Source organism: Pseudomonas akapageensis (assembly GCF_011355085.1).
GTDB lineage: Bacteria > Pseudomonadota > Gammaproteobacteria > Pseudomonadales > Pseudomonadaceae > Aquipseudomonas > Aquipseudomonas akapageensis.
Window position 1 is genome coordinate 1 of the sequence record NZ_VXCP01000002.1, and the last position, 18,675, is coordinate 18,675.

The 18,675-nt window shown below is 60.4% G+C and carries 18 protein-coding genes and 1 pseudogene; 9 read left to right on the top strand and 10 right to left on the bottom strand.

The window, feature by feature from the left end:
• The first annotated feature begins 62 nt into the window (after positions 1-62).
• From F2S13_RS01860 to F2S13_RS01875, 4 genes are all read left to right on the top strand, one after another.
• Positions 63-680: a TPM domain-containing protein gene (locus F2S13_RS01860; protein WP_166358485.1), complete on the top strand. Its 618-nt coding sequence runs from the start codon at positions 63-65 to the stop codon at positions 678-680.
• A 226-nt stretch (positions 681-906) separates the two neighbouring features.
• Entirely contained in the window at positions 907-2,124 is a 1,218-nt protein-coding gene (locus tag F2S13_RS01865; RefSeq protein WP_166358487.1) for a class I SAM-dependent methyltransferase, read from the top strand.
• 114 nt (positions 2,125-2,238) lie between these two features.
• Positions 2,239-2,523: a helix-turn-helix domain-containing protein gene (locus tag F2S13_RS01870; protein ID WP_166358489.1), complete on the top strand. Its 285-nt coding sequence runs from the start codon at positions 2,239-2,241 to the stop codon at positions 2,521-2,523.
• Positions 2,516-2,869 (top strand): putative holin, encoded by a 354-nt coding sequence (locus tag F2S13_RS01875; protein ID WP_166358491.1) that lies wholly within the window; start codon positions 2,516-2,518, stop codon positions 2,867-2,869. Before F2S13_RS01870 ends, F2S13_RS01875 begins: the two co-directional genes overlap by 8 nt.
• A gap of 20 nt (positions 2,870-2,889) precedes the next feature.
• Here F2S13_RS01875 and F2S13_RS01880 read toward each other — a convergent pair whose 3' ends face one another.
• Entirely contained in the window at positions 2,890-3,309 is a 420-nt protein-coding gene (locus F2S13_RS01880; RefSeq protein ID WP_166358493.1) for a helix-turn-helix domain-containing protein, read from the bottom strand.
• A 271-nt stretch (positions 3,310-3,580) separates the two neighbouring features.
• On the opposite strand from F2S13_RS01880, the gene F2S13_RS01885 reads away from it, so the two are divergent.
• Positions 3,581-3,859: an Ogr/Delta-like zinc finger protein gene (locus tag F2S13_RS01885; RefSeq protein ID WP_166358495.1), complete on the top strand. Its 279-nt coding sequence runs from the start codon at positions 3,581-3,583 to the stop codon at positions 3,857-3,859.
• Positions 3,860-3,880: 21 nt separating this feature from the next.
• Here F2S13_RS01885 and F2S13_RS01890 read toward each other — a convergent pair whose 3' ends face one another.
• The 3 genes from F2S13_RS01890 to F2S13_RS01900 all read right to left on the bottom strand — a co-directional run bounded on the left by F2S13_RS01890 (position 3,881) and on the right by F2S13_RS01900 (position 6,350).
• Positions 3,881-4,783 (bottom strand): DMT family transporter, encoded by a 903-nt coding sequence (locus tag F2S13_RS01890; RefSeq protein WP_166358497.1) that lies wholly within the window; start codon positions 4,781-4,783, stop codon positions 3,881-3,883.
• Between the two features lie 139 nt (positions 4,784-4,922).
• Entirely contained in the window at positions 4,923-5,954 is a 1,032-nt protein-coding gene (locus F2S13_RS01895; RefSeq protein WP_166358499.1) for a DUF4917 family protein, read from the bottom strand.
• 111 nt (positions 5,955-6,065) lie between these two features.
• The gene (locus F2S13_RS01900; RefSeq protein ID WP_166358501.1) at positions 6,066-6,350 is read right to left on the bottom strand and encodes a hypothetical protein; all 285 of its coding nucleotides are present in this window, start codon (positions 6,348-6,350) and stop codon (positions 6,066-6,068) included.
• A gap of 173 nt (positions 6,351-6,523) precedes the next feature.
• On the opposite strand from F2S13_RS01900, the gene F2S13_RS01905 reads away from it, so the two are divergent.
• Together F2S13_RS01905 and F2S13_RS01910 are read left to right on the top strand one after the other, a co-directional pair.
• On the top strand, positions 6,524-7,165 hold the full coding sequence (locus tag F2S13_RS01905; protein ID WP_166358503.1) for a LysE family translocator: 642 nt from the start codon (positions 6,524-6,526) through the stop codon (positions 7,163-7,165).
• An 86-nt stretch (positions 7,166-7,251) separates the two neighbouring features.
• Positions 7,252-8,163, top strand: a complete 912-nt coding sequence (locus F2S13_RS01910) for a pyridoxal-phosphate dependent enzyme (protein WP_166358505.1) — start codon at positions 7,252-7,254, stop codon at positions 8,161-8,163.
• A gap of 122 nt (positions 8,164-8,285) precedes the next feature.
• Here the strand turns inward: F2S13_RS01910 and F2S13_RS29750 are convergent, their stop codons facing one another.
• The 6 genes and pseudogenes from F2S13_RS29750 to F2S13_RS01935 form a co-directional block, all read right to left on the bottom strand.
• Positions 8,286-9,041 (bottom strand): methyl-accepting chemotaxis protein, encoded by a 756-nt coding sequence (locus F2S13_RS29750; RefSeq protein WP_425500208.1) that lies wholly within the window; start codon positions 9,039-9,041, stop codon positions 8,286-8,288.
• Between the two features lie 102 nt (positions 9,042-9,143).
• Positions 9,144-10,430, bottom strand: a pseudogene (locus tag F2S13_RS29755) (methyl-accepting chemotaxis protein); the annotation flags it as partial.
• 63 nt (positions 10,431-10,493) lie between these two features.
• Positions 10,494-11,819 carry an alginate export family protein gene (locus F2S13_RS01920; RefSeq protein ID WP_166358509.1) on the bottom strand — a complete coding sequence of 442 codons (1,326 nt, stop codon included), beginning with the start codon at positions 11,817-11,819 and terminating at the stop codon, positions 10,494-10,496.
• Between the two features lie 217 nt (positions 11,820-12,036).
• Positions 12,037-13,056, bottom strand: a complete 1,020-nt coding sequence (locus F2S13_RS01925) for a phosphotransferase enzyme family protein (RefSeq protein WP_166358511.1) — start codon at positions 13,054-13,056, stop codon at positions 12,037-12,039.
• 9 nt (positions 13,057-13,065) lie between these two features.
• Complete coding sequence (locus F2S13_RS01930) at positions 13,066-14,346, bottom strand: aspartate aminotransferase family protein (protein ID WP_166358513.1); 1,281 nt, start codon at positions 14,344-14,346, stop codon at positions 13,066-13,068.
• Positions 14,339-15,661, bottom strand: coding sequence for an amino acid permease (locus F2S13_RS01935; protein ID WP_166358515.1), 1,323 nt, complete (start codon positions 15,659-15,661; stop codon positions 14,339-14,341). The genes F2S13_RS01930 and F2S13_RS01935 overlap by 8 nt, the downstream gene beginning before the upstream one ends.
• A gap of 359 nt (positions 15,662-16,020) precedes the next feature.
• Between F2S13_RS01935 and feaR the strand changes: the two genes are divergently transcribed.
• Together feaR and F2S13_RS01945 are read left to right on the top strand one after the other, a co-directional pair.
• Entirely contained in the window at positions 16,021-16,935 is a 915-nt protein-coding gene (feaR, locus tag F2S13_RS01940) for a transcriptional regulator FeaR (protein ID WP_166359196.1), read from the top strand.
• 216 nt (positions 16,936-17,151) lie between these two features.
• Entirely contained in the window at positions 17,152-18,642 is a 1,491-nt protein-coding gene (locus F2S13_RS01945) for an aldehyde dehydrogenase family protein (protein WP_166358517.1), read from the top strand.
• The last annotated feature ends 33 nt before the right edge of the window (positions 18,643-18,675 follow it).

Consider the following 18,675-nt stretch of genomic DNA (forward strand, 5'->3'; position numbering starts at 1 on the left):
GTTTCGGCGGAGGTGGTTCGTCGGGCGGTTGGTAAAACAATAATGAACGAGTATTGCAACCCATGGCTCTATTGAGTGAAGTCGAACAGCGCAAGGTCGCTGAAGCCATCGCGCGCGTCGAACAGGAAACCGATGCCGAGCTGGTCACCGTACTGGCCGCCCGCGCCGATGATTACGCCTACATCCCCTTGCTCTGGGCCAGCCTGTTTGCCCTGGTAGTGCCGGGCATCGTGCATTACCTGTCCGGCTGGCTGAGCGTGCACACCTTGTTGATGGTGCAGTGGCTGAGCTTCATCGGCCTCAGTCTGTTGTTCCGCATTCCCGGGATTACCACCCACCTGATTCCCCGTTCGGTCCGCCACTGGCGCGCCTCCAACCTGGCTCGCCGACAATTTCTCGAACAGAACCTGCACCACACCGTTGGCAGCACCGGCGTACTGATTTTTGTCAGCGAAGCCGAACGTTATGTAGAAATCCTTGTGGATGAAGGCATCTCCAGTCGACTGGATAACAGTGTCTGGGCGTCAATCGTCGGGACCTTTACCTTGCAGGTTAAACAAGGGCAGACGTTGCAAGGGTTCGTCAGTTGCATCGAGGCCTGTGGCGAATTGCTCAAGGTGCATGTTCCGTTGACGCATGTGCGCAATGAATTACCTAATCGCCTGGTTGTGTTGTCCTGAGTAGACTGACTTGGTATAGGAAGTTGCGATGTTTGTTTTTATATAAGTTGTCTGAGCACTAATAAGCGAATCGCAGCGTTACTTTGTATTGGCTGCGATAGGGTGCGGTGGACGCCTGGAGATCGGGTCAGGAGAAATTGCCCGTGCCCTCGGCCGCTATCCCCCTTAAAATAGCGGCCATTGCGATCCTCGGCGATCGCCCCGCATTTTTTGAGGCACCCCGCGCATGTCCGCTACCACAACCCCCGCCAAGCCCGCACTGGATCCCCGTGCGCAATTTCTGGCGCAGCTTGAAACCAGCCTGCAGCAGAATGCCTTTATCAAGCTGGTCCTGGCACGCCACGTCGGCAGCGAGGCGGACTTGCAGCGGGTGATCATCAAGCCGCTGACGGTCAAGGACCAGGCGTGCCTGTCATTCGTGTACCGCTACAAGACCCGCGACATCACCCGTAACCTGCCGCTGCCCGAGGCGCAGGCGCTGATTGCCGAGCTGCTGCCCGAATCGTTTCGCAATGCACACTTGTTGACCCTGACCGACGAGGTTCAGCTGGAGTTCAGCAAGAAGGGCAAGCCCATGCTGCACCGCAACACCCCCCAGCAAATGCGCGAAGCCCCAGCCGCTGGGCATGATCGCGAGAAAAAACGCTACCTGGAGCTGACCCGGCCGTTTCTGACCGATCTGGGCGTGACCAACAAGCAGCACGAGTTGATCCCGGCCATGTCGCGCAAGTGGAAGCAGATCAACAAGTTCATCGAGGTTTTTTCCCATGCCTTGAGTTCCTCGGCATTGGCCGAAGGGCAGCCCGTACGGGTTGCCGATTTCGGCTCGGGCAAGGGCTACCTGACGTTCGCCATCCACGATTACCTGCGCAACAGCCTGCAGCGTGAGGCGCAGGTGACGGGCGTTGAGTTGCGCGAAGACATGGTCACCCTGTGCAACAACGCTGCCGCACGGCTGGAACACCCGGGCCTGGTGTTCCAGCACGGTGATGTGCGCACGGTGGTGCCGGCAGAGATCGATGTGATGATCGCCCTGCATGCCTGTGATATTGCCACCGACTACGCCATTCACACCGGCATCCGTTGCGGTGCGGCGATCATCATGTGTTCGCCCTGCTGTCACAAACAGATTCGCCAGCAGATCCAGAGCCCGAGCCTGCTCAAACCGATGCTGCAGTATGGACTGCATCTGGGGCAGCAGGCGGAGATGGTTACCGACAGCCTGCGTGCGCTGTATCTGGAAGCCTGCGGCTATGAGACCAAGGTGTTCGAGTTCATTTCGCTCGAGCACACCAATAAAAACAAGATGATCCTGGCCGTCCGGCGTGAGCAACCCCAGGACCCGGCAGCGTTGCTGGTGAAGATCCAGGCCCTGAAGGATTTCTACGCAATCGAAGAGCATTGCCTGGAAACCCTCCTCAAGGCCGATGGTTTGCTCGCCTGATAGCCCCGGGGCAGGGTGCGTATTGTCACCGCTGTCCCTACAACCTGGCCTCGTTGTCAGGTCACGGCACCCTGAGTACTTTCCCTGTGAGCAAATCACAGGGAGCAGGACACGATGTCACGACAAATCAAGGAGGATGGTCTCAACGCCTCCGTTCGCTTGACGCTACGCGAGCATGAAGTGCTGGGCTGGTATGCACAGGGCAAGACCTCTTGGGAAATTGCCCGCATCCTGAGCTGCACTGAAGCGACCGTGAATTTTCACTTTGGCAATATCCGCCAGAAATTTTCCGTTTCTACGCGCTCAGCGGCCTTGCTCAAAGCGTTCGAGCAAGGCGTGTTGTCGCCCGCATTCCGCGAAACACCTTGCCGTATCGAAGGAGCGTTCGATCGTGACTGAACCGGCCTCTACCAGTATCACCAGTCTGTATGTGGGACTGGGGCTGGCTTCAGTCATCCCCTTGATAGACGGCGATGCATTGTTTGGTGCCGTGCTGGGTGCGTGGCTTGTGACCAGCACCCGGCAGAGCCTGAAAGCCTGGCAGCGCATGGGGTCGCTGCTGCTATCAGCCGGGGTCGGCTATTTGTTCACACCTCTGGTGTTATCGATGGGGCCGTTTCTGTCCAGCGGTGTGGCAGCTTTTGTAGGTGCCGTGGTGGTCATCCCAATCAGTATCAAGGTCATGGTATGGCTGGATGCCGCCGAATTGCGGGATATTTTCCAGCGCATGAGAGGTGGGCGATGAGTTGCGTTACTCAAGGTTATTCAGGACGTGGTTATTTGCTGGGGCAGGCAGTTGGTCAAGGCTTCAAGTCGACGTTCAAGGTCGAGGATGCGTTTTTTCTCCTGAACTGCAATCCCGATAGCGTGCCGGTCGACTTCGTTCAAGGCGCGCAGTTGGCTGAGCAGTTCTTTTTCCCACGGCGAAGTGTGAGTCGATTTCACTGAACGCATTCGCGTGTGTTCACGTCGTTGGGGTCCACTGCCGATGAGTAACCAGTCGAGGGAGATGCCGTGCCGTTCTGCAATGTCCACGCAATGTGCATAGGGAATGCTGTCTCGGCATTTCCAGCTACTCAACGTCTGTGGGCTGATTCCAAGTACAGAGGATAACGCCGCGTCCGTCTTGGAGTCGGTGATTAGCTTTAATCGAGCCAGCACTGCAGCAGATCCTTTGCTACTCATGGTGAGTATTACCCGTGTGTATTGATGTACTTTGTCGCAAATATTTACTCGATTTGCATAGACACTTTTTGCAATATCGAACACTACCTATCAACAGATATATCGCAATGTTGTTTTTTCTTAAACGATAGAAGGAAATTTCCTTCTTTGTATGGTCCGTTAACTTACAGGAAAGCATCCAGTGGATGAGAAATTGCCAACGGGATAGGGGATGCGTAGATCCCGGAGTGGCCATGTTTTTGTTCAAAAGCTTAAATAAGGAAGAGCGAGTATGAGTACCTACAAATTGGTTTGTCCGCATTGCTTGAGTCGCATGCGTATCCGTACCAGTGAGGGGCGGCACATCTTTTTACGCATTGCCTATTTGCAATGTACCAATGAAGCCTGTGGTTGGTCCGTGCGGGCGGAGTTCGAGATGACCCATGAATTGTCTCCCAGCGGCATGCCAAACCCTGAGGTCAGCTTGCCCAGTGCCGGTTGCGACTTGCGCCGAGCGGCAGTCAAACCGATGATTCAGCGTCCCGCTGTTGCAGCGGAACTTGCATCATGAACGGGGACTGTCGTCGGCCTTTCAGGTCTTGGGCAACAAGGTTGTGCCGCGCGCCGGTCGCACACTGGTTTTACGGCCCAGCACGACGGTCATGATGACGCCAGCGGCGAACAACCAGGTGATCGGTTCGATATGCTCGCCAAAAAACAAGGCTGAAAAGGCGATCGTGAAGAAAATCTGCAGCAATTGGATCTGACTGACGCGCGCAATGCCGCCAAGGGCAAGACCGGCATACCAGGCGAAAAAACCAATGAACTGCGAGAACATCGCGACATAGCCGAATGCCCACCAGGTGCGCGTGGACACTGGCCCCTGATGCTGGAGCGCCAGGTAGATTACCGGGCCGATCAGCAAGGGAGTGGACAGCACCAGCGCCCAGCAGATGACCTGCCAACCCCCCATTTCCCGCGCCAGGCGGCCGCCCTCGGCGTACCCCAGTCCGCCGACGGCAATGGCCGCCAGCATCAGCAGGTCGCCGGCCTGGATGCTGCCGGCCCCGCTGATCATGGCATAGGCCAGTACCAGGGCACTGCCCAGGGCTGCACAGGCCCAAAAGGCCCTGGAGGGACGTTCGTGGGACAGCCAGGCGGCGTAGATTGCCACGCACAGCGGTTGCAGGCCGTTGACCAGTGCGCCATGGGAGGCCGGAAGAGTCTGCATGGCCCAGGCCGAGAGCACCGGAAAACCCAGGATCACACCGAGAATCACCAGGCTCAGGCCCCTGACCTGTGCCCAGGTCGGCCATTTTTCCCGGCGCCAGATCAACAGGGCCGCCGCTGGAATCGCCGCGAACAAGGCCCGCCCCAGGCCATTGAGCAATGGATGGAGTTCTTGCACCACGATGCGGGTCATGGGCAGGGTCAGGCTGAAAATGATGACGCCGAGCAGGCCCAGGGCCATGCCGGTGTTTTCGCGGGTAGACATACAGGGGCCTTGGCAATAAAGACACGGAAGAGTCTTCATTGAGCCACAGCCCAGGCACTTATGCTGTTACAGCTGACGACAGAGTTATCCGTACAGTTTTCCTCGTTCCCACGCAGAGCGTGGGAACGAGGATCTCATCTTATTTCGAGCGCTTGCGCTTGCTCGGTCCGAGCAACTCCACGGGCACATTCAACGCCTCAGCCCCCAGGGGATGAGTCTTTGAATCAAAGAACTGCAAACGCACACCCTGGCCATCGAACAATCGTGCATAGCGCTGCTTCTGGCTGATGATCGCGGCCTCGCTCAGGGAATAGACCGAAATCGCCAGCGTCTGGATCCCGGCCTTCCGGATGGCATGAACAATGTGCTCGTCCTCGGCACCCAGGCTATGGCCGAAGATGCACAGGGCCCCTTCATGGCCGGCCAGTTCGCCGTAGCACCAGTTCAAATAATCCGAATCGCGTATGGCGCCGAGCTTGTCTTGCGTATTGCCTTCACTGACGAACAGCGGCACATCGCCTGGGGTATTGATGGCGAAACCGTCGAGCAGGCCGCTACCTGCGGCATTGCGCTTGCGGGTACTGCCATCGAGGTTCTTGATCAGGTGCAGGCCGCCGTGCAAGTACAGGATGCGCGTGCCCCGGGTGTGCGTATCGCTGATATCGAAGTCGCTGTCGGCGCGGAAAAGATCCTCGAACCCCTCAGGGTTGTGCAAGATCGCCCAGTAATTGAGCAGGTCGTAATTGGTCGAGAAAATCGTGCGGTAGTTACGCAGTTCGACGTTAAGTGCCTGCAAGGTCGATGGCTGCACCAGCTTCCAGGGAATGTGCACGCTGCGCACGGCATGGATCAGCGCTTCCTTGATCGCGTAGTAGCGATTGAGCGGCGAGGAGGAGCTGATCGCCAGCGCCGCGTTGACCTTGACCGTGGTGTTCAGCGCACTGAGTACCTGTTCGAAATTTTCCGTGCCCATGGCCTTGAACAACGCCAGGTCAGTCTGCCCGAGTGGCTTGTTGCGAACTTTTTGTGCAAGTTCGAACAAGGAGTAGTAGGCGAAGTTGCGCCACACGGCGCGGCTGGCGCCATTACCCACCAGCAGCCCGGTGCAGTTGCAGGTGGCTTGCAGCTCAGGCCATGGGGCCAGGCTGGCATCGAATGAGTCGAAATCCATGGTTTTGGTCGGTCGCGGTCGAGTCGGTGGGCAGGGCGCGACTTTACCATGGGGGCCTCGACCATGTTGAATGGTCGAGGCGTGTGCTTCAGTTGGCCAACGAAGCGCGCATCAGTGCTTGTGCTTGGCCCAGGCATCCTTGAGCCAGGCGATTACGTTGGCTTGCGAGCGTGTATCGGAAGGGAGTTTCTCGCGCAGCAGGTGCTCGACTTTCAGGGCGTCTGACCTGTCGAGGCGCTTCATCTGGGCGAATTGATTGATCAGGTACAGCATCTCGTGTTTCTCATGCCGACTGAACAGATTGCTGTCAGGCTCGCCCCGCAACTTCGGGTCATCGCCCTTGGTAGTTCCCTGTGCGTAGCTGTATTGCAGGTCGTTGCTGTTCAATACGCTCATTACCGTTCTCCTTGGTGAGTTAAGAGCATCGAAACTTTAGCGACGAATTTCGCTGACGGAAGACCAAAGAGAAAAAACAGAAGTTACTGTAGGAAAATGTTCCGGTCGTTCGTAACGCCAGCAGGACGAGAGCGAAATTATCGTAGACTGAGCAACCGTCCAGGAGCCCTGTCATGACGTTTTCCATGCTTTTCGCCGTACTCGCCTCAGGTTTTATCTATGGGATCACCCCAGGTCCCGGCGTGCTGGCGGTGCTCGGCATCGGTGCCTCCCACGGGCGGCGTGCGGGCGCGGGTTTTCTCTGCGGGCATCTGTTGGGGGATGTGCTCTGGTGCAGCACCGCGCTGGTGGCGATTGTCGGGGCCCGTGAGATCGGCAGTTCAGTCTTTGACATCCTCGGCGTGCTCAGCGGCCTGTACCTGTTCTGGCTAGGCTTGCGTGCGCTGCGCAGCCGGCCGGGTAATGGCACGGTCAGCGAAGGCCCGGCGCGCCAACCGTTCTGGCATGGCGTGGTGTTCGGCCTGACCAACCCCAAGGCGTATCCGGTTGCAGTAGCCACGTTCACCGCCTTGCTCTCCAGTCGCGCCGAACTGCTCAACTGGTCGATGTTGCCGAGCTTGATCGCATTGAGTTTTGTCGGTGGCCTGCTGGCCTATGCCATTCTGGTAGGGGTGGTTGGCGCGCGGCAGGTGCGCAGCCTCTATACCCGCCATGAGTTGTGGATCACTCGTTTGTGCGGGCTGATGTTCATCGGTTTTGCCGTCAATGCGCTGATGCATGCACTGCCGGGGTTGCTGGGGCGCAAGCCCGTGTAGTCGCTGGAGGGGATGCTGATGACCTGTGCGGCTTGGCGTAGGATAGGGGCAGACGTCATCGCCCATCCCTGGAATATGGAAATCCAATGCCACTGCACATCGATACACCTCTGCTCGAATCTCGCCATCTGGGCCTGCTCACGGGGCAGAACATCTGGCTCAAATTCGACGCCTTGCAGCCCTGCGGGTCCTTCAAGATCCGGGGCATTGGCGCCGCCTGTGAGCACTATGCCCGGCAGGGCAAGAAGCGCTTCATTTCCTCTTCAGGCGGCAATGCCGGTATCGCTGTTGCCTATGCCGGGCGCTGCCTGTCCATTCCTGTCACCGTGGTCGTGCCGCAAACCACCACCGAGCGGGCCAAGGCGCTGATCCGCCAGGAGAACGCCGAGGTCATCGTTCATGGCGCCAGCTGGATGGAAGCCAATGCCCACGCACAATCGTTGCTGACGGCCGAGGACGCGTTTCTGCATCCCTTCGACAATCCCTTGCTGTGGCAGGGCCATGCCACGCTGATCGACGAAGTCGCCCAGGCCGGCCTGGTGCCTGATGCGGTGGTGCTTTCGGTCGGCGGTGGTGGGTTGCTGTCGGGTATCGTCGAAGGGCTCAAGCGCAATGGCTGGGGCCATGTGCCCGTCATTGCCGCTGAAACTGAAGGGGCCTCGTCGCTTGCACAGTCGGTCAAGGCTGGGCGGCGGGTCGAGTTGGCGGCGATCGACAGTGTCGCCACGTCGCTGGGAGCCAAGCAGGTTTGCGAGCAGGCTTTCGAACTGACGAAGTCTCACCCGATCACCTGCGCGGTGGTGTCGGACCGGGAGGCGTTGTCAGCTTGTGAACGGTTTCTGGCTGACCATCGGGTATTGGTCGAGCCGGCGTGTGGGGCGAGCTTGTCGCTGGTCTACGAGCGTAGAGCGGAGCTGGCCGGGTACCGCAATGTGCTGGTGGTGGTGTGTGGTGGGGTGACGGCGAGCCTTGAGCAGATTCGGGAGTGGATGAAGTAGTTCAAGGCTGGAGACCGCGTCGTGCCCATCGCTGGCAAGCCAGCTCCCACAGGACAGATATCAGTTTCAAGAACACTGCAATACCTGTGGGAGCTGGCTTGCCAGCGATGAGGCCCGAAAGGTCAAACCCGAAACTGCTGCATCAATCCGCCCTGATAATTAGCCAGTTCATTGAGCTGATCACTTACCTGCGCCGACTCCCGCGCCTGCCCGGAAAGTGATTCGGTCACATCACGAATTGCCTCGACATTGCGATTGATCTCTTCGGCGACGCTGCTTTGTTCCTCCGCGGCGCTGGCGATCTGCAGGTTCATTTCGGTGATCAGGTTTACGGCAGTACCGATACGCTGCAGAGCATCCACGGCTTGCTGGACCTGGGCCACGTTGTCCTGGGCCAGGCCATGGCTGCTGTGCATCGCCTGGCTGACGTCACGGGTGCCTGATTGCAGGTTTTCGATCACCTGACGAATTTCTTCGACCGAATCCTGGGTACGTCGTGCCAGGTTGCGCACTTCGTCGGCCACTACCGCAAAACCGCGTCCGGCTTCCCCTGCACGCGCCGCTTCGATGGCCGCGTTGAGTGCCAGCAGGTTGGTTTGCCCGGCAATGGCGCAGATCACTTCCAGCACCGAGCCGATTTGCTCGCTGCTGCCGGCCAGCCCCTGCAGCTGGTGCATGGCCTGGCCCATGTCCTGGGCAAGGGCATTGATGGCGTCGGTGGTCTGGGTGATGACATCAAGACCTTGCTGGCTTGCCTGGTCGGCATTGCGCGCAGCATCGGCGGCTTGCGCCGCGCTGTGCGCCGAGGCGTTGGCGGCGGCAGACATTTCGTGCAGGGCGGTGGCGACCTGATCGATCTCGCGAAACTGCTGCTGCATGCCCTCGCTGGTGCGGCGAGCGATCTGCGCGGACTGGTCGGCGGTCTGCCGGGCATCCTGTACAGAGCCTTGAACCTGGGCAATCACCGGCTGCAACTTGTCGAGAAAGCGATTGAAGGCTTGGGCCAGCCGGCCCAGCTCATCGCGGTGTGGATAATTCAGCCGGCGGGTCAGGTCACCTTCGCCCTGGGCGATGTCTTCGAGCATTGCCGCCAGGCTGAGCACCGGACGGGTCACACCGCGGGCTGTCAGCCAGATCATCAGCATGCCGAGCAGGGCGGCAAGGGTACCTAGGCCGAACTCCAGGCCGGAGCTACGCAGGCGCGCGGCATCCAGTTGCCCTTGCAGCACTTCCACCGGTGCCAGCAGGACCTTCTGCGGCACGCTCAGCAGCACGCCCCAGGCTTTGCTGCCGGCAATGGGCTCCAGGGGTTCGAGTACGGTGATCTGCTGGCTGTCGGTAAAACTTCTGGCCCGGGCCTGGTTGAGAGCGGCCAGGATTTCAGGCGCCTTTTCCGGCTGCGTCTGTTGCAGCGGACTGCCGAGCTTGTCGGCGTCCTGACTGCTGCCGGCAATCAAGCCGGCCGGACTGAGAATGCTGATTTGACCTTTTCCATCGTACAGCTTGCGGCTGTTGGCCACGCTGTTTTGTTGCAGGCTGTCGAGGCTGATGTCCAGGCCCAGCACGGCAATGGTGCGGCCGTTTTCAATCAGTGGGAAGGTGATGCTGGTGACCAGTCGGCGACTGCCCGACGACTCGTCGAAATAGGGATCGAGCACGCACAGTTGGCGGCTATCTCGCGAGCAGGTGTAGAAGGTGTTGAACGGGTTACCACTGGGACCAGGGGAGGTGTCGCCGAGGAGCTTTTCATCGCCCAGCACCGGCTGCAGTTCACCGGGTTTTGGCTGCACCCAATACTGCGCGAAACGACCGGCCTCGTTGCTGCCAAGCTCAGTCTGGCCATGGAAGTCGGCATCGTGGCCATCCAGCGCATCGGGCTCGAAAATGACAAAAAGCCCGAGCAGTTCGGGCCGTTTTTCCAGGGACGTGCGCAGCACGCCAGTGAGTTCGGTACGCAGTGCCTGCGGGGTAATTTCCCCGCGCACCGAGCGCTCTCGCAGGTACAGCAGAAATCTTGCCACACCCTCGCCGTACTCATGGGTGCGCATGAATGATCGCTGGATCTGCAGCGCTTGCCCCTTGCCCTCGGCTTGCAGATTCTGCTCGGCGGCTTCGGCCAGCATCTGGCTGCTCGAGGCCTTCACATTCTCGGTACTGAGGTTGCTCTGATAGAGCGAGAGACCCACCAGCAGCGTCACTACCAGGATCAGGCAGAGGCTGGCGAGCAGGGTGATCTTGCTTTGTATGGTCAGGGAACTGGCGCGCATGATCAGGACCTTGTATCGGTCGGCGGAAATCGGAAGCGGGTGGCGCTTGCCACCCGCCCACGGTTAGAACGACGTGGCGAACACGATTTGGCTGTAGAGGTTCCTGTCGTTGTTGCCCAGTTGCGTACCGCCGTTTTCGAAGCTCTTGTCCGGCTCGTACAGGCCGATCAGCGGCATGATCATGATGTTTTCGGTCACGCCCCATTCGGCGTAGAGATCGACTTCATGACCATCGGTATTGCCCAGATTGCGGTCGATGGTGTTGAAGTCGAACAGCAGTACGCCGACGTTCAGGTTTTCCATCGGGCTGACCTTGAAACTGACGTTCTGGATGCGCGAGTTGGTGTTGAACGGGCCGGCATAGTTGCCTGCCACTTCGCCCTGGAACCAGGTGCCGTAGCCGCGGCTGAAGCCGTAGAACAGTGTGTCGTAGTTTTCCGAGAAGCGGCTGTAGCGATAGCTGACGTAGGGTTTCCAGGCCACATCGGCGAAGGTCCAGCCGGCTTCCAGGTACCAGGCGTCTTCGTTATCGGTGTCTTGCTTGTCCTGACGGGCGTATTCACCGGAGAGGAACAGGTTTTCCACGCCGGCATTGCCCGTAGCACGCAGGCTGTAGGTTTTCATGCCGTCGCGCTCCAGCTGGAGGGGCGAGGCGAATTCTTCATCGACATCGGTGACATCGACGTAGGTCAGGCCCACGGTACCGGCTTCGGCCACGTGTTCGAGGGTACCCACCACCATTTCGGATTTGGCCTGGGCGCGGTTGTCGGATTTCAACCACATCAGGTCACTGCGCCAGCCTTCCTTGCCACCGATACGCAGCACGGCGGTCTCGTCGAAGTTCTTGCGGGCGGCCAGGTAGTAGGCGCCACCCCGGTTGAACTCACCATCGGCAACACCCTTGCCGAGGTTGAGCGCATCGCCGTCGATCAGGAAGCCATCGCCGACCACGATGTTCTGGCGGCCAAAGGACAGGTCGATGCCGTCTTCGCCGAGTGCCTCGAACAGCTTGCCCGAGCGCCAGCCCAGGGACGCATCTTCGATCTTGGTGGTGCGTTCGGAACCGTCGGTGAAACCCGCCGCATCGCCATCGCCCCAGGTGCCGGAGCTGAGCAGGCCGAAGGCACCATAGGCGGTGCCGACACCGGCCAGGCTCTGGTCGAAGCTCAGGCCGTACTTGATGTAGCCTTCGCGCCAGGACGAGGAGCCCTCATCCAGGCGACCGGACAATGCGTAGTTTTCCTCGCTGTGGAACAGGCCGAACACGGCTTCGACCTTGGCGTTCAGGTGGCTGTCGTCATCGGCATACAGTTCGTACGCGCCAGCCTGGGTGGCAGCGCTGATCAGCATTGCCAGAGTGGAGATACGGAGCAAGGGCGACTTGGGCATTGACGGGATTCCGTTTGTTATTAGTGTCGGGAGCGGGTCTTGGACCTTTTCCCGATACTAAGGCGTTGCCCGTCACTGGCTTTTTGCCTGCTTGCCATTTGTTTGATTGTGGGTGCCAGAGTTGGGGATTTATGTCGGCTCCATCGCTGGCAAGCCAGCTCCCACAGGGTCAATGCATACCTCTGTGGGAGCGGGCTTGCCCGCGATGGGTTCACCACTATCTGACTGCCAGATACCCGCTCGCCAACTGACACGCCCGCTCAATCAACATCGGCGCCATCTCCCGTGCCGTCTCGGTTTCACTGCGAGTGTGAATCCAGCCCAGGTAGGTGGTGCCGCGCAACATCAGGAACAGCGACAAGGCATTGCGATCGGCCTCGCTCAGCGGTTTGACCGCGTCATAACCCGAGAGCAGCGAGGCCTTGATCTGCTCGTAGCGCGGGTCGTCCAGGCAGAAGTACAAGGCGGTGGCCAGCTCGAACATGTGCCAGCCAAAGCCTGCGTCATCGAAGTCGATCAGGCGCAGGCGCGTGCCTTCGATCAACAGGTTTTCCGGCACCAGGTCGGCGTGGATCATGCCGAAGTTGTCCAGCGTGCGGCCGTACTTGCGCAGGTCGATGCGCGCCATGCGACGTGCTTGCAGCAGCAGCGAACGTTGCTCATCGGTCAGGCTGGCGAGTTCCCAGAAGCGGCCCCAGAAAGGGTTGGCACCGATCAGGCCTTCCTCGTCCCAGGCGTGGCGGATGAACTCGTCGGGTTGTTGCCATTGGGCCGAATGGCTGTGGATACGGGCGGCGAGGGCACCGGCTTCGCGGAACAGGAAGTCCACGTCGGCGTCGGCTTCAACACCGTGTTCGGAGGTCCCGGCGGTGGCGCCGGGCAGCCAGGCGAGCATGTCGACATGGCGCGCTTCGCCGATCTTTTCGCTGTGGATTTCAATCAGGTGCCGATCCTCCTGGGCGCGGATGATTTGCGGCACGGTGATGCCGGTATGGGCCAGCGCTTCCATCCACTGCAGCTCGGAGCGCAGGGCATTTTCACAGTGATAGCCGTTGCGATGGACGCGCAGGGCGATGCGCTGGCCATCGTTTCGGCGGGCGGAAAACACGGCGTTCTCGCGATATTTCACCAGCTCGATTTCGCTGAACTCACCCTCCCAATGGCGCAGGGCATTACACGCCAGATCGTGCAAATGGGCGACTTGCTGTTCATGGCTCAAGGCGTTGAACGTGCTCATGGCATCTCCTTACAGGGCGCTCAGGGCGGCGTCGAGGGTGTCGATGAAGAGGTCGGCGTTGGCGACGGAGAAGACCAGCGGCGGGCGCATCTTGAGGATGTTGTCGTCAGCGCCGATCTTGCTGATCAGCACGCCGCGCTCGCGCATATCGTTGACCACCCGGCGTGCCTCGATTCCGGCCGGCGCCTTGCTGGTGCGGTCGCGCACCAGTTCGACGGCAAAGAACAGACCCTTGCCGCGCACATCGCCGATCAGGTCATGTTTTTCCGCCAGGCCATCGAGTCGCTGCTGGACGTAGGCACCGACATTGCGGGCATTGGCCAGCAGCTGTTCGCGCTCAATCACATCGAGCACTGCCATGCCGGCGGCAGCGGCCACCGGCGAGCCGCCGAAGGTGTTGAAGTACATGGCGCTGCGCCCGAACGACTCGACAAGTGCACCATTGGTTACCAGGCCCGCGAGGGGATAGCCATTACCCATGGGCTTGCCCAGGGTGACGATGTCCGGCACCACGGCGTGGGCCTGGTGCCCCCACAAATGGTCGCCGGTGCGGGCGAAGCCCGATTGCACTTCGTCGGCGATGAACAGGCCACCGGCCTCGCGGATCAAGGCTGCGGCCTTCTCCACAAAACCGGCCGGTACGCGCGGCAGGCCTTCGTTGGCGAACAGGGTGTCGATCAACAGGGCGGCAGGACGAATCCCTTCGGCTTTCATCGAAGCGATGGCCTCGACGATATTGGCGGTGTATTGCGCCAGCAACTGTTCCGGCGTGGTTCCGGCCGGGGCCTGATAAAGGCAAGGGATCGGCACCGCCCGGGCATGGGCGCCGAAGGGCTCGGGGGAGGGTAGCGCCGTGGTCACTTGCGCCAGCGAGGCGGAGTTGCCGTGGTAGTTGTAGTTGCTGACGATGATCCCGGTGCCACCGCTGGCAAAGCGCGCCAGGCGCAGCGCCAGTTCATTGGCCTCGCTGCCGGTGCAGGTGAACATCACGGTGTCGAGCGGGGCGTCGAAGGTGGCGGTCAGACGCTCGGCATAGCTGACGATCTGCTCGTCCAGATAGCGGGTGTGGATGTTCAACTGCGCGGCCTGGCGGCTGATCGACTCGACCACGTGCGGGTTGCAATGACCGACACAGGGCACGTTGTTGTACACGTCCAGGTAACGGCGCCCGTCCACATCGAACAGCCAGACGCCTTCGCCGCGTACCAGGTGCAGCGGGTTGTCATAGAACAGCGGCGACTGGCTGCCGAGTACACGATGGCGACGTTGCAACAGAGTGAGTTCAGACATTGTCAGCAGTCTCCAGAGCGACCGTGCGATCACCCAGTCGGGCGCGCACGAAGAAGTTGAGGATGCACAGCGCCAGGGTCACCGCCAGGGCGACCAGCATGTACACATCGAGTTGGAAGCAGGCGGCGATGACCACCAGGGTCAGGGCCAGGCCCAGCCAGGCGACCAGCGTGCCGCCGGCCAGGCGGAAAGGGCGCGCCAGGTCAGGTTGGGTACGGCGGATGCGCAGGTAGGCGCCGAAAATGAACAGGTAGCAGACGTTCAGCAGCAGCACCACAGCCAGCATCACCGTGGCCGGGTCTACCGCAGACATCGGCAGGCCGATAACGCCAATCAGCACCAGGGCATTGATCGGTGTCGCGCGTTTTCCGGTCTTGCCCAGCCATTGCGGAAACTGACCATCGCGAGCCATGGCGTACAGTTGGCGAGAGGCGGCATAGATCAGCGAGAAGAAGGTTGCGATCAAGCCGAATACCGCGCCAGAGCCGATCACCTTGGCCAGCCAGGAATCCGGTCCATACACGTTGTTGCTGGACATCGCCGCGTACAGTGGGTCGCCTGCCGCGCCAACCAGTTCCACGCCACCGGCGCCGGGTGCGCATACCAGCACCACCAGCGCGGTAACCAGCAGGGTGCCGACGGCCGCGAGAATCCCGCGTGGCATGCTGCGGCCCGGATTGGCGGCTTCTTCGGCTGCAGAGCCGGTTTGCTCGACGGTGATGAACAGCCAGATGGCGAACGGCACACAGGCGAAGATTCCACCCAGGCTGATCGCTTGTCCGGTGCTGGCCGGCAGGCTGAGCAGGGTGGTCAGTTCTACATGCGGGGCCATCGCCACGCCGAAGGTGAGCAGGGCGACTACGGCTATGACTCCGGCGATCAGGGTCAGGCCCATGGCCTCGCCGACACCACGGATGTGGAAGCCGATGATCACCGCGAACATGGCGAATTTGACCGGCCAGCCACCGATGCCGAACATCGACTCGGTGTAGGCCGAGACAAAGGTGGCAGCAGCGCCAGTGCCGATGGTCAGCGCCAGTGCACAGGCGGTGCCGACCAGGTAGCCGACGAAGGGGCCGAAGGCGGTTTGCGCATAGGCGAATACGCCGCCGGCACTGGGCAGGGCCGTGGACAGTTCGGCGACGCACAAGGCCAATCCACCGCATAACAGCGCCATCAACAGGGTGGCGATCAGCATGTTCAGCCAACCGCCGGCGGCCAGGCCGTAGTTCCAGCCGGAAAACTGTCCGGCCACCACCAGGGCAATGCCCAGCCCGGCGATTTTTGGCCAACCCAACGCACTTTTCTTAAGCACAGGAATCTCCCGCGACCCGAGGGTCGTTTATTGTTATTTGTGAGGATTTACCGTGTTGCAGTGGTGTCGTTACTGCATTTGCAAGAAAGATCGGAGCGGCGATCGTGCTGCCGTCCCGTTCGATAGTAGGAGCAAAGTCGGGGCTGTCCTTGGTTGTGCTTGCCAACTACTTGGCTGTGCATGCCAACTCGTCGGGACTGCCGTCGCCGACCGTCGATATGAGGCTTTCCCCAATAGTCATGGAGGTGGGCGGGGGGTATATTCGGCACCTGTGATCAAGTCGACCCTGGCATGCCTCTTGCCAGATGAAAGATAGAAGCAATTACAAAAATAACGTTACACGAGGCTTTACAGCCATGATGACTACTGAAACAAGAGTGGACCAGTTCGACCAGTGGCTGCACGAGGTCAATCAGGTCTGTGGCTCGTTCAGTGCCAAGACCCTGGGCGGAGAGTTCGCCGGGGCCATCAATGAATTTCGCGCCGGCTCCATCAAGTTGAGCGTCGTCGATATCGCCCAGGCTCGTCTTTTCCGGACCGAGCGCGAATTGTCGCTTAACGAAAGCTCGCACTATTACGCTGCCTTCCAGCTGCGTGGGCGCGCCTTCATGGAGCAGGCTGGCAACAGCATCGAGTTGCTGCCGGGGGATATCACCCTGATCGACTCGACCCTGCCGAGCAACTTCGTCTACAGCGATTCTGCGCGCCAACTGTCGCTGATCCTGCCGCGCCAACTGGTCGAGAGCAGCCTGCGCTTTTCGCGCATCAAGTGCGGCCAACGGATTCCCGCCACATCGTCGGTGGCGGTGCTTGCCCAGCGCTTGATTGTCGAGTCGACCCAGCAGAGCAACTTCAGCCTGCAGGAAAGCGAAGCGACCCTGGAGGCCATCGTCAGCCTGTTGCGGCCCGCGCTCAGTGCCATGGAAGTCGAAGACGACGTGCAGACCAGGGTCTTCCACAAGACCCTGCGCTTTATCGACGAGCACATTTGCGCTGAAGAGCTGTGCCCGGAAATGGTCGCCAGGGAAGTCGGCGTGTCGGTGCGTGGCTTGTACCGACTGTTCTCCAAGAACGGCATGGTGGTGGCGCAGTACATCAAGAACCGTCGCCTGGATTTCTGCGCGCAGAGCCTGCGCGAGGCCGGTAGCGAACAGAAGCTGTCGGCACTTGGCTATGCCTGGGGCTTCAGCGATTCCAGTTACTTCTCCACCGCCTTCAAGGCGCGTTTCGGCGTGTCTCCCGGCGAGTACCGCAAGCGTTACAGCCAAGCCTGAGCCCTGCAAAATGACCGGTCCTGAGTGGCCGGTCGGCCCTCCCGAGCACCGTTCGTGCAGTTGGCAGTCCCGCCAATACGGCTGGCATACAGAATAAAGCCTCTCTTGCCCCCAGCGTCGAGAATCCAGTCAACGCAGCTTTCGGCTGCCCGTTAGATCGACCAAAACAAGCACGGCGGGACTCAGGTCCCGAACCGTGGGATGAGAGGAACACACATGAGCAAGGTTGAGATTCTGCCGCAGGTTGCAGCATTCCTGGCGCGTCGCCACGGCTGCTTCATCGATGGCCAATGGGTACTGCCCGAAGGCCCTACCACGCCGGTGTTCAACCCGGCCACCGGTGAAACCATCGCCGAAGTCCCGGATGTACCGCTCGAATACATGAACCGTGCCGTGGAGTCGGCTCATGCCGCCTTCAAATCGCGGGTCTGGTCCGGCCTGCGTCCGGCTGACCGTGAACGCATCCTGCTGAATTTCACCAGCCTGGTCGAAGCCCATGCTGAAGAACTGGCACAGCTGGAAACCCTGAGCCAGGGCAAGTCGATCAACATGGCGCGCATGCTCGATGTCGGTGCTACGGTCGAGTTCATGCGCTATATGAGCGGCTGGGCAACCAAGATCGAAGGCCAGACCCTGGACGTCTCGATCCCGATTCCGCAAGGCACCAACTTCACTGCCTTCGCTCGCCGCGAGCCGGTCGGCGTGGTGGCCGGTATCGTGCCGTGGAACTTCCCGCTGATGATCACCACCTGGAAACTGATGCCGGCCCTGGCTTGCGGTTGCACGGTGGTGATCAAGCCAGCCTGTGAAACGCCGCTGACGGCCCTGCGCCTGGCCGAGCTGGCGTTCGAGGCCGGCATCCCGGCGGGCGTGTTCAACGTCATCACCGGTGAAGGCGCCACCGTTGGCGCCGGCCTGGCGGCGCATCCGCTGATCAGCAAGGTCTCGTTCACCGGCTCCACTGCCGTGGGCAAGAGCGTCGGTGTGGCCGCCATGGCCAACATGACCCGCTTCGCGCTGGAGCTGGGTGGCAAGAACCCGATGATCATTCTCGAAGACGCCGACATCGACAAGGCCATCCAGGGCGCCATGCTCGGTGGCTTGCTCAACCAGGGCCAGGTCTGCGCCGCGGCATCGCGTTTCTACGTGCACCAGTCGCGCTACAACGAGTTTGTCGACGGCCTGGCCAAGGCCGTCTCGGGCCTGTCCATCGGCGCCGGCATGGATGCGACTGCTGCGATCAACCCGTTGGTATCGCGCAAGCAACAGACCAGCGTCCTCAAACACATCGAAACCGCCCGTAAGGAAGGTGCTCGCGTGGTGTGCGGTGGCGAACTGTTGCAGGGCGATGGCTTCTTCGTGCAGCCGACCGTGCTGGCCGATGTCGATCACTCGATGGGCGTGGCCCGCGATGAGGTGTTCGGCCCGGTACTGTCGGTGATGTCGTTCACCGATGAAGACAAGGTGATCGAGCTGGCCAACGACAGCCCTTACGGCCTGGCCGCGAGCCTGTGGACCAACGACCTGACCAAGGCCATGAACCTGGTGCCGCGCATCGAAGCAGGCACCGTGTGGGTCAATGCCCACGTGTTGCTCGACCCGAACATGCCGTTTGGTGGGGTCAAGCAGTCGGGCATGGGGCGTGAGTTCGGTCGGGCGGTGATCGAGGCGTACACGGAATTGAAGTCGGTGTGCATTGCCCACTGATTGCTGAGCGAGCTCTTTTGGGGCAGGCCTTAG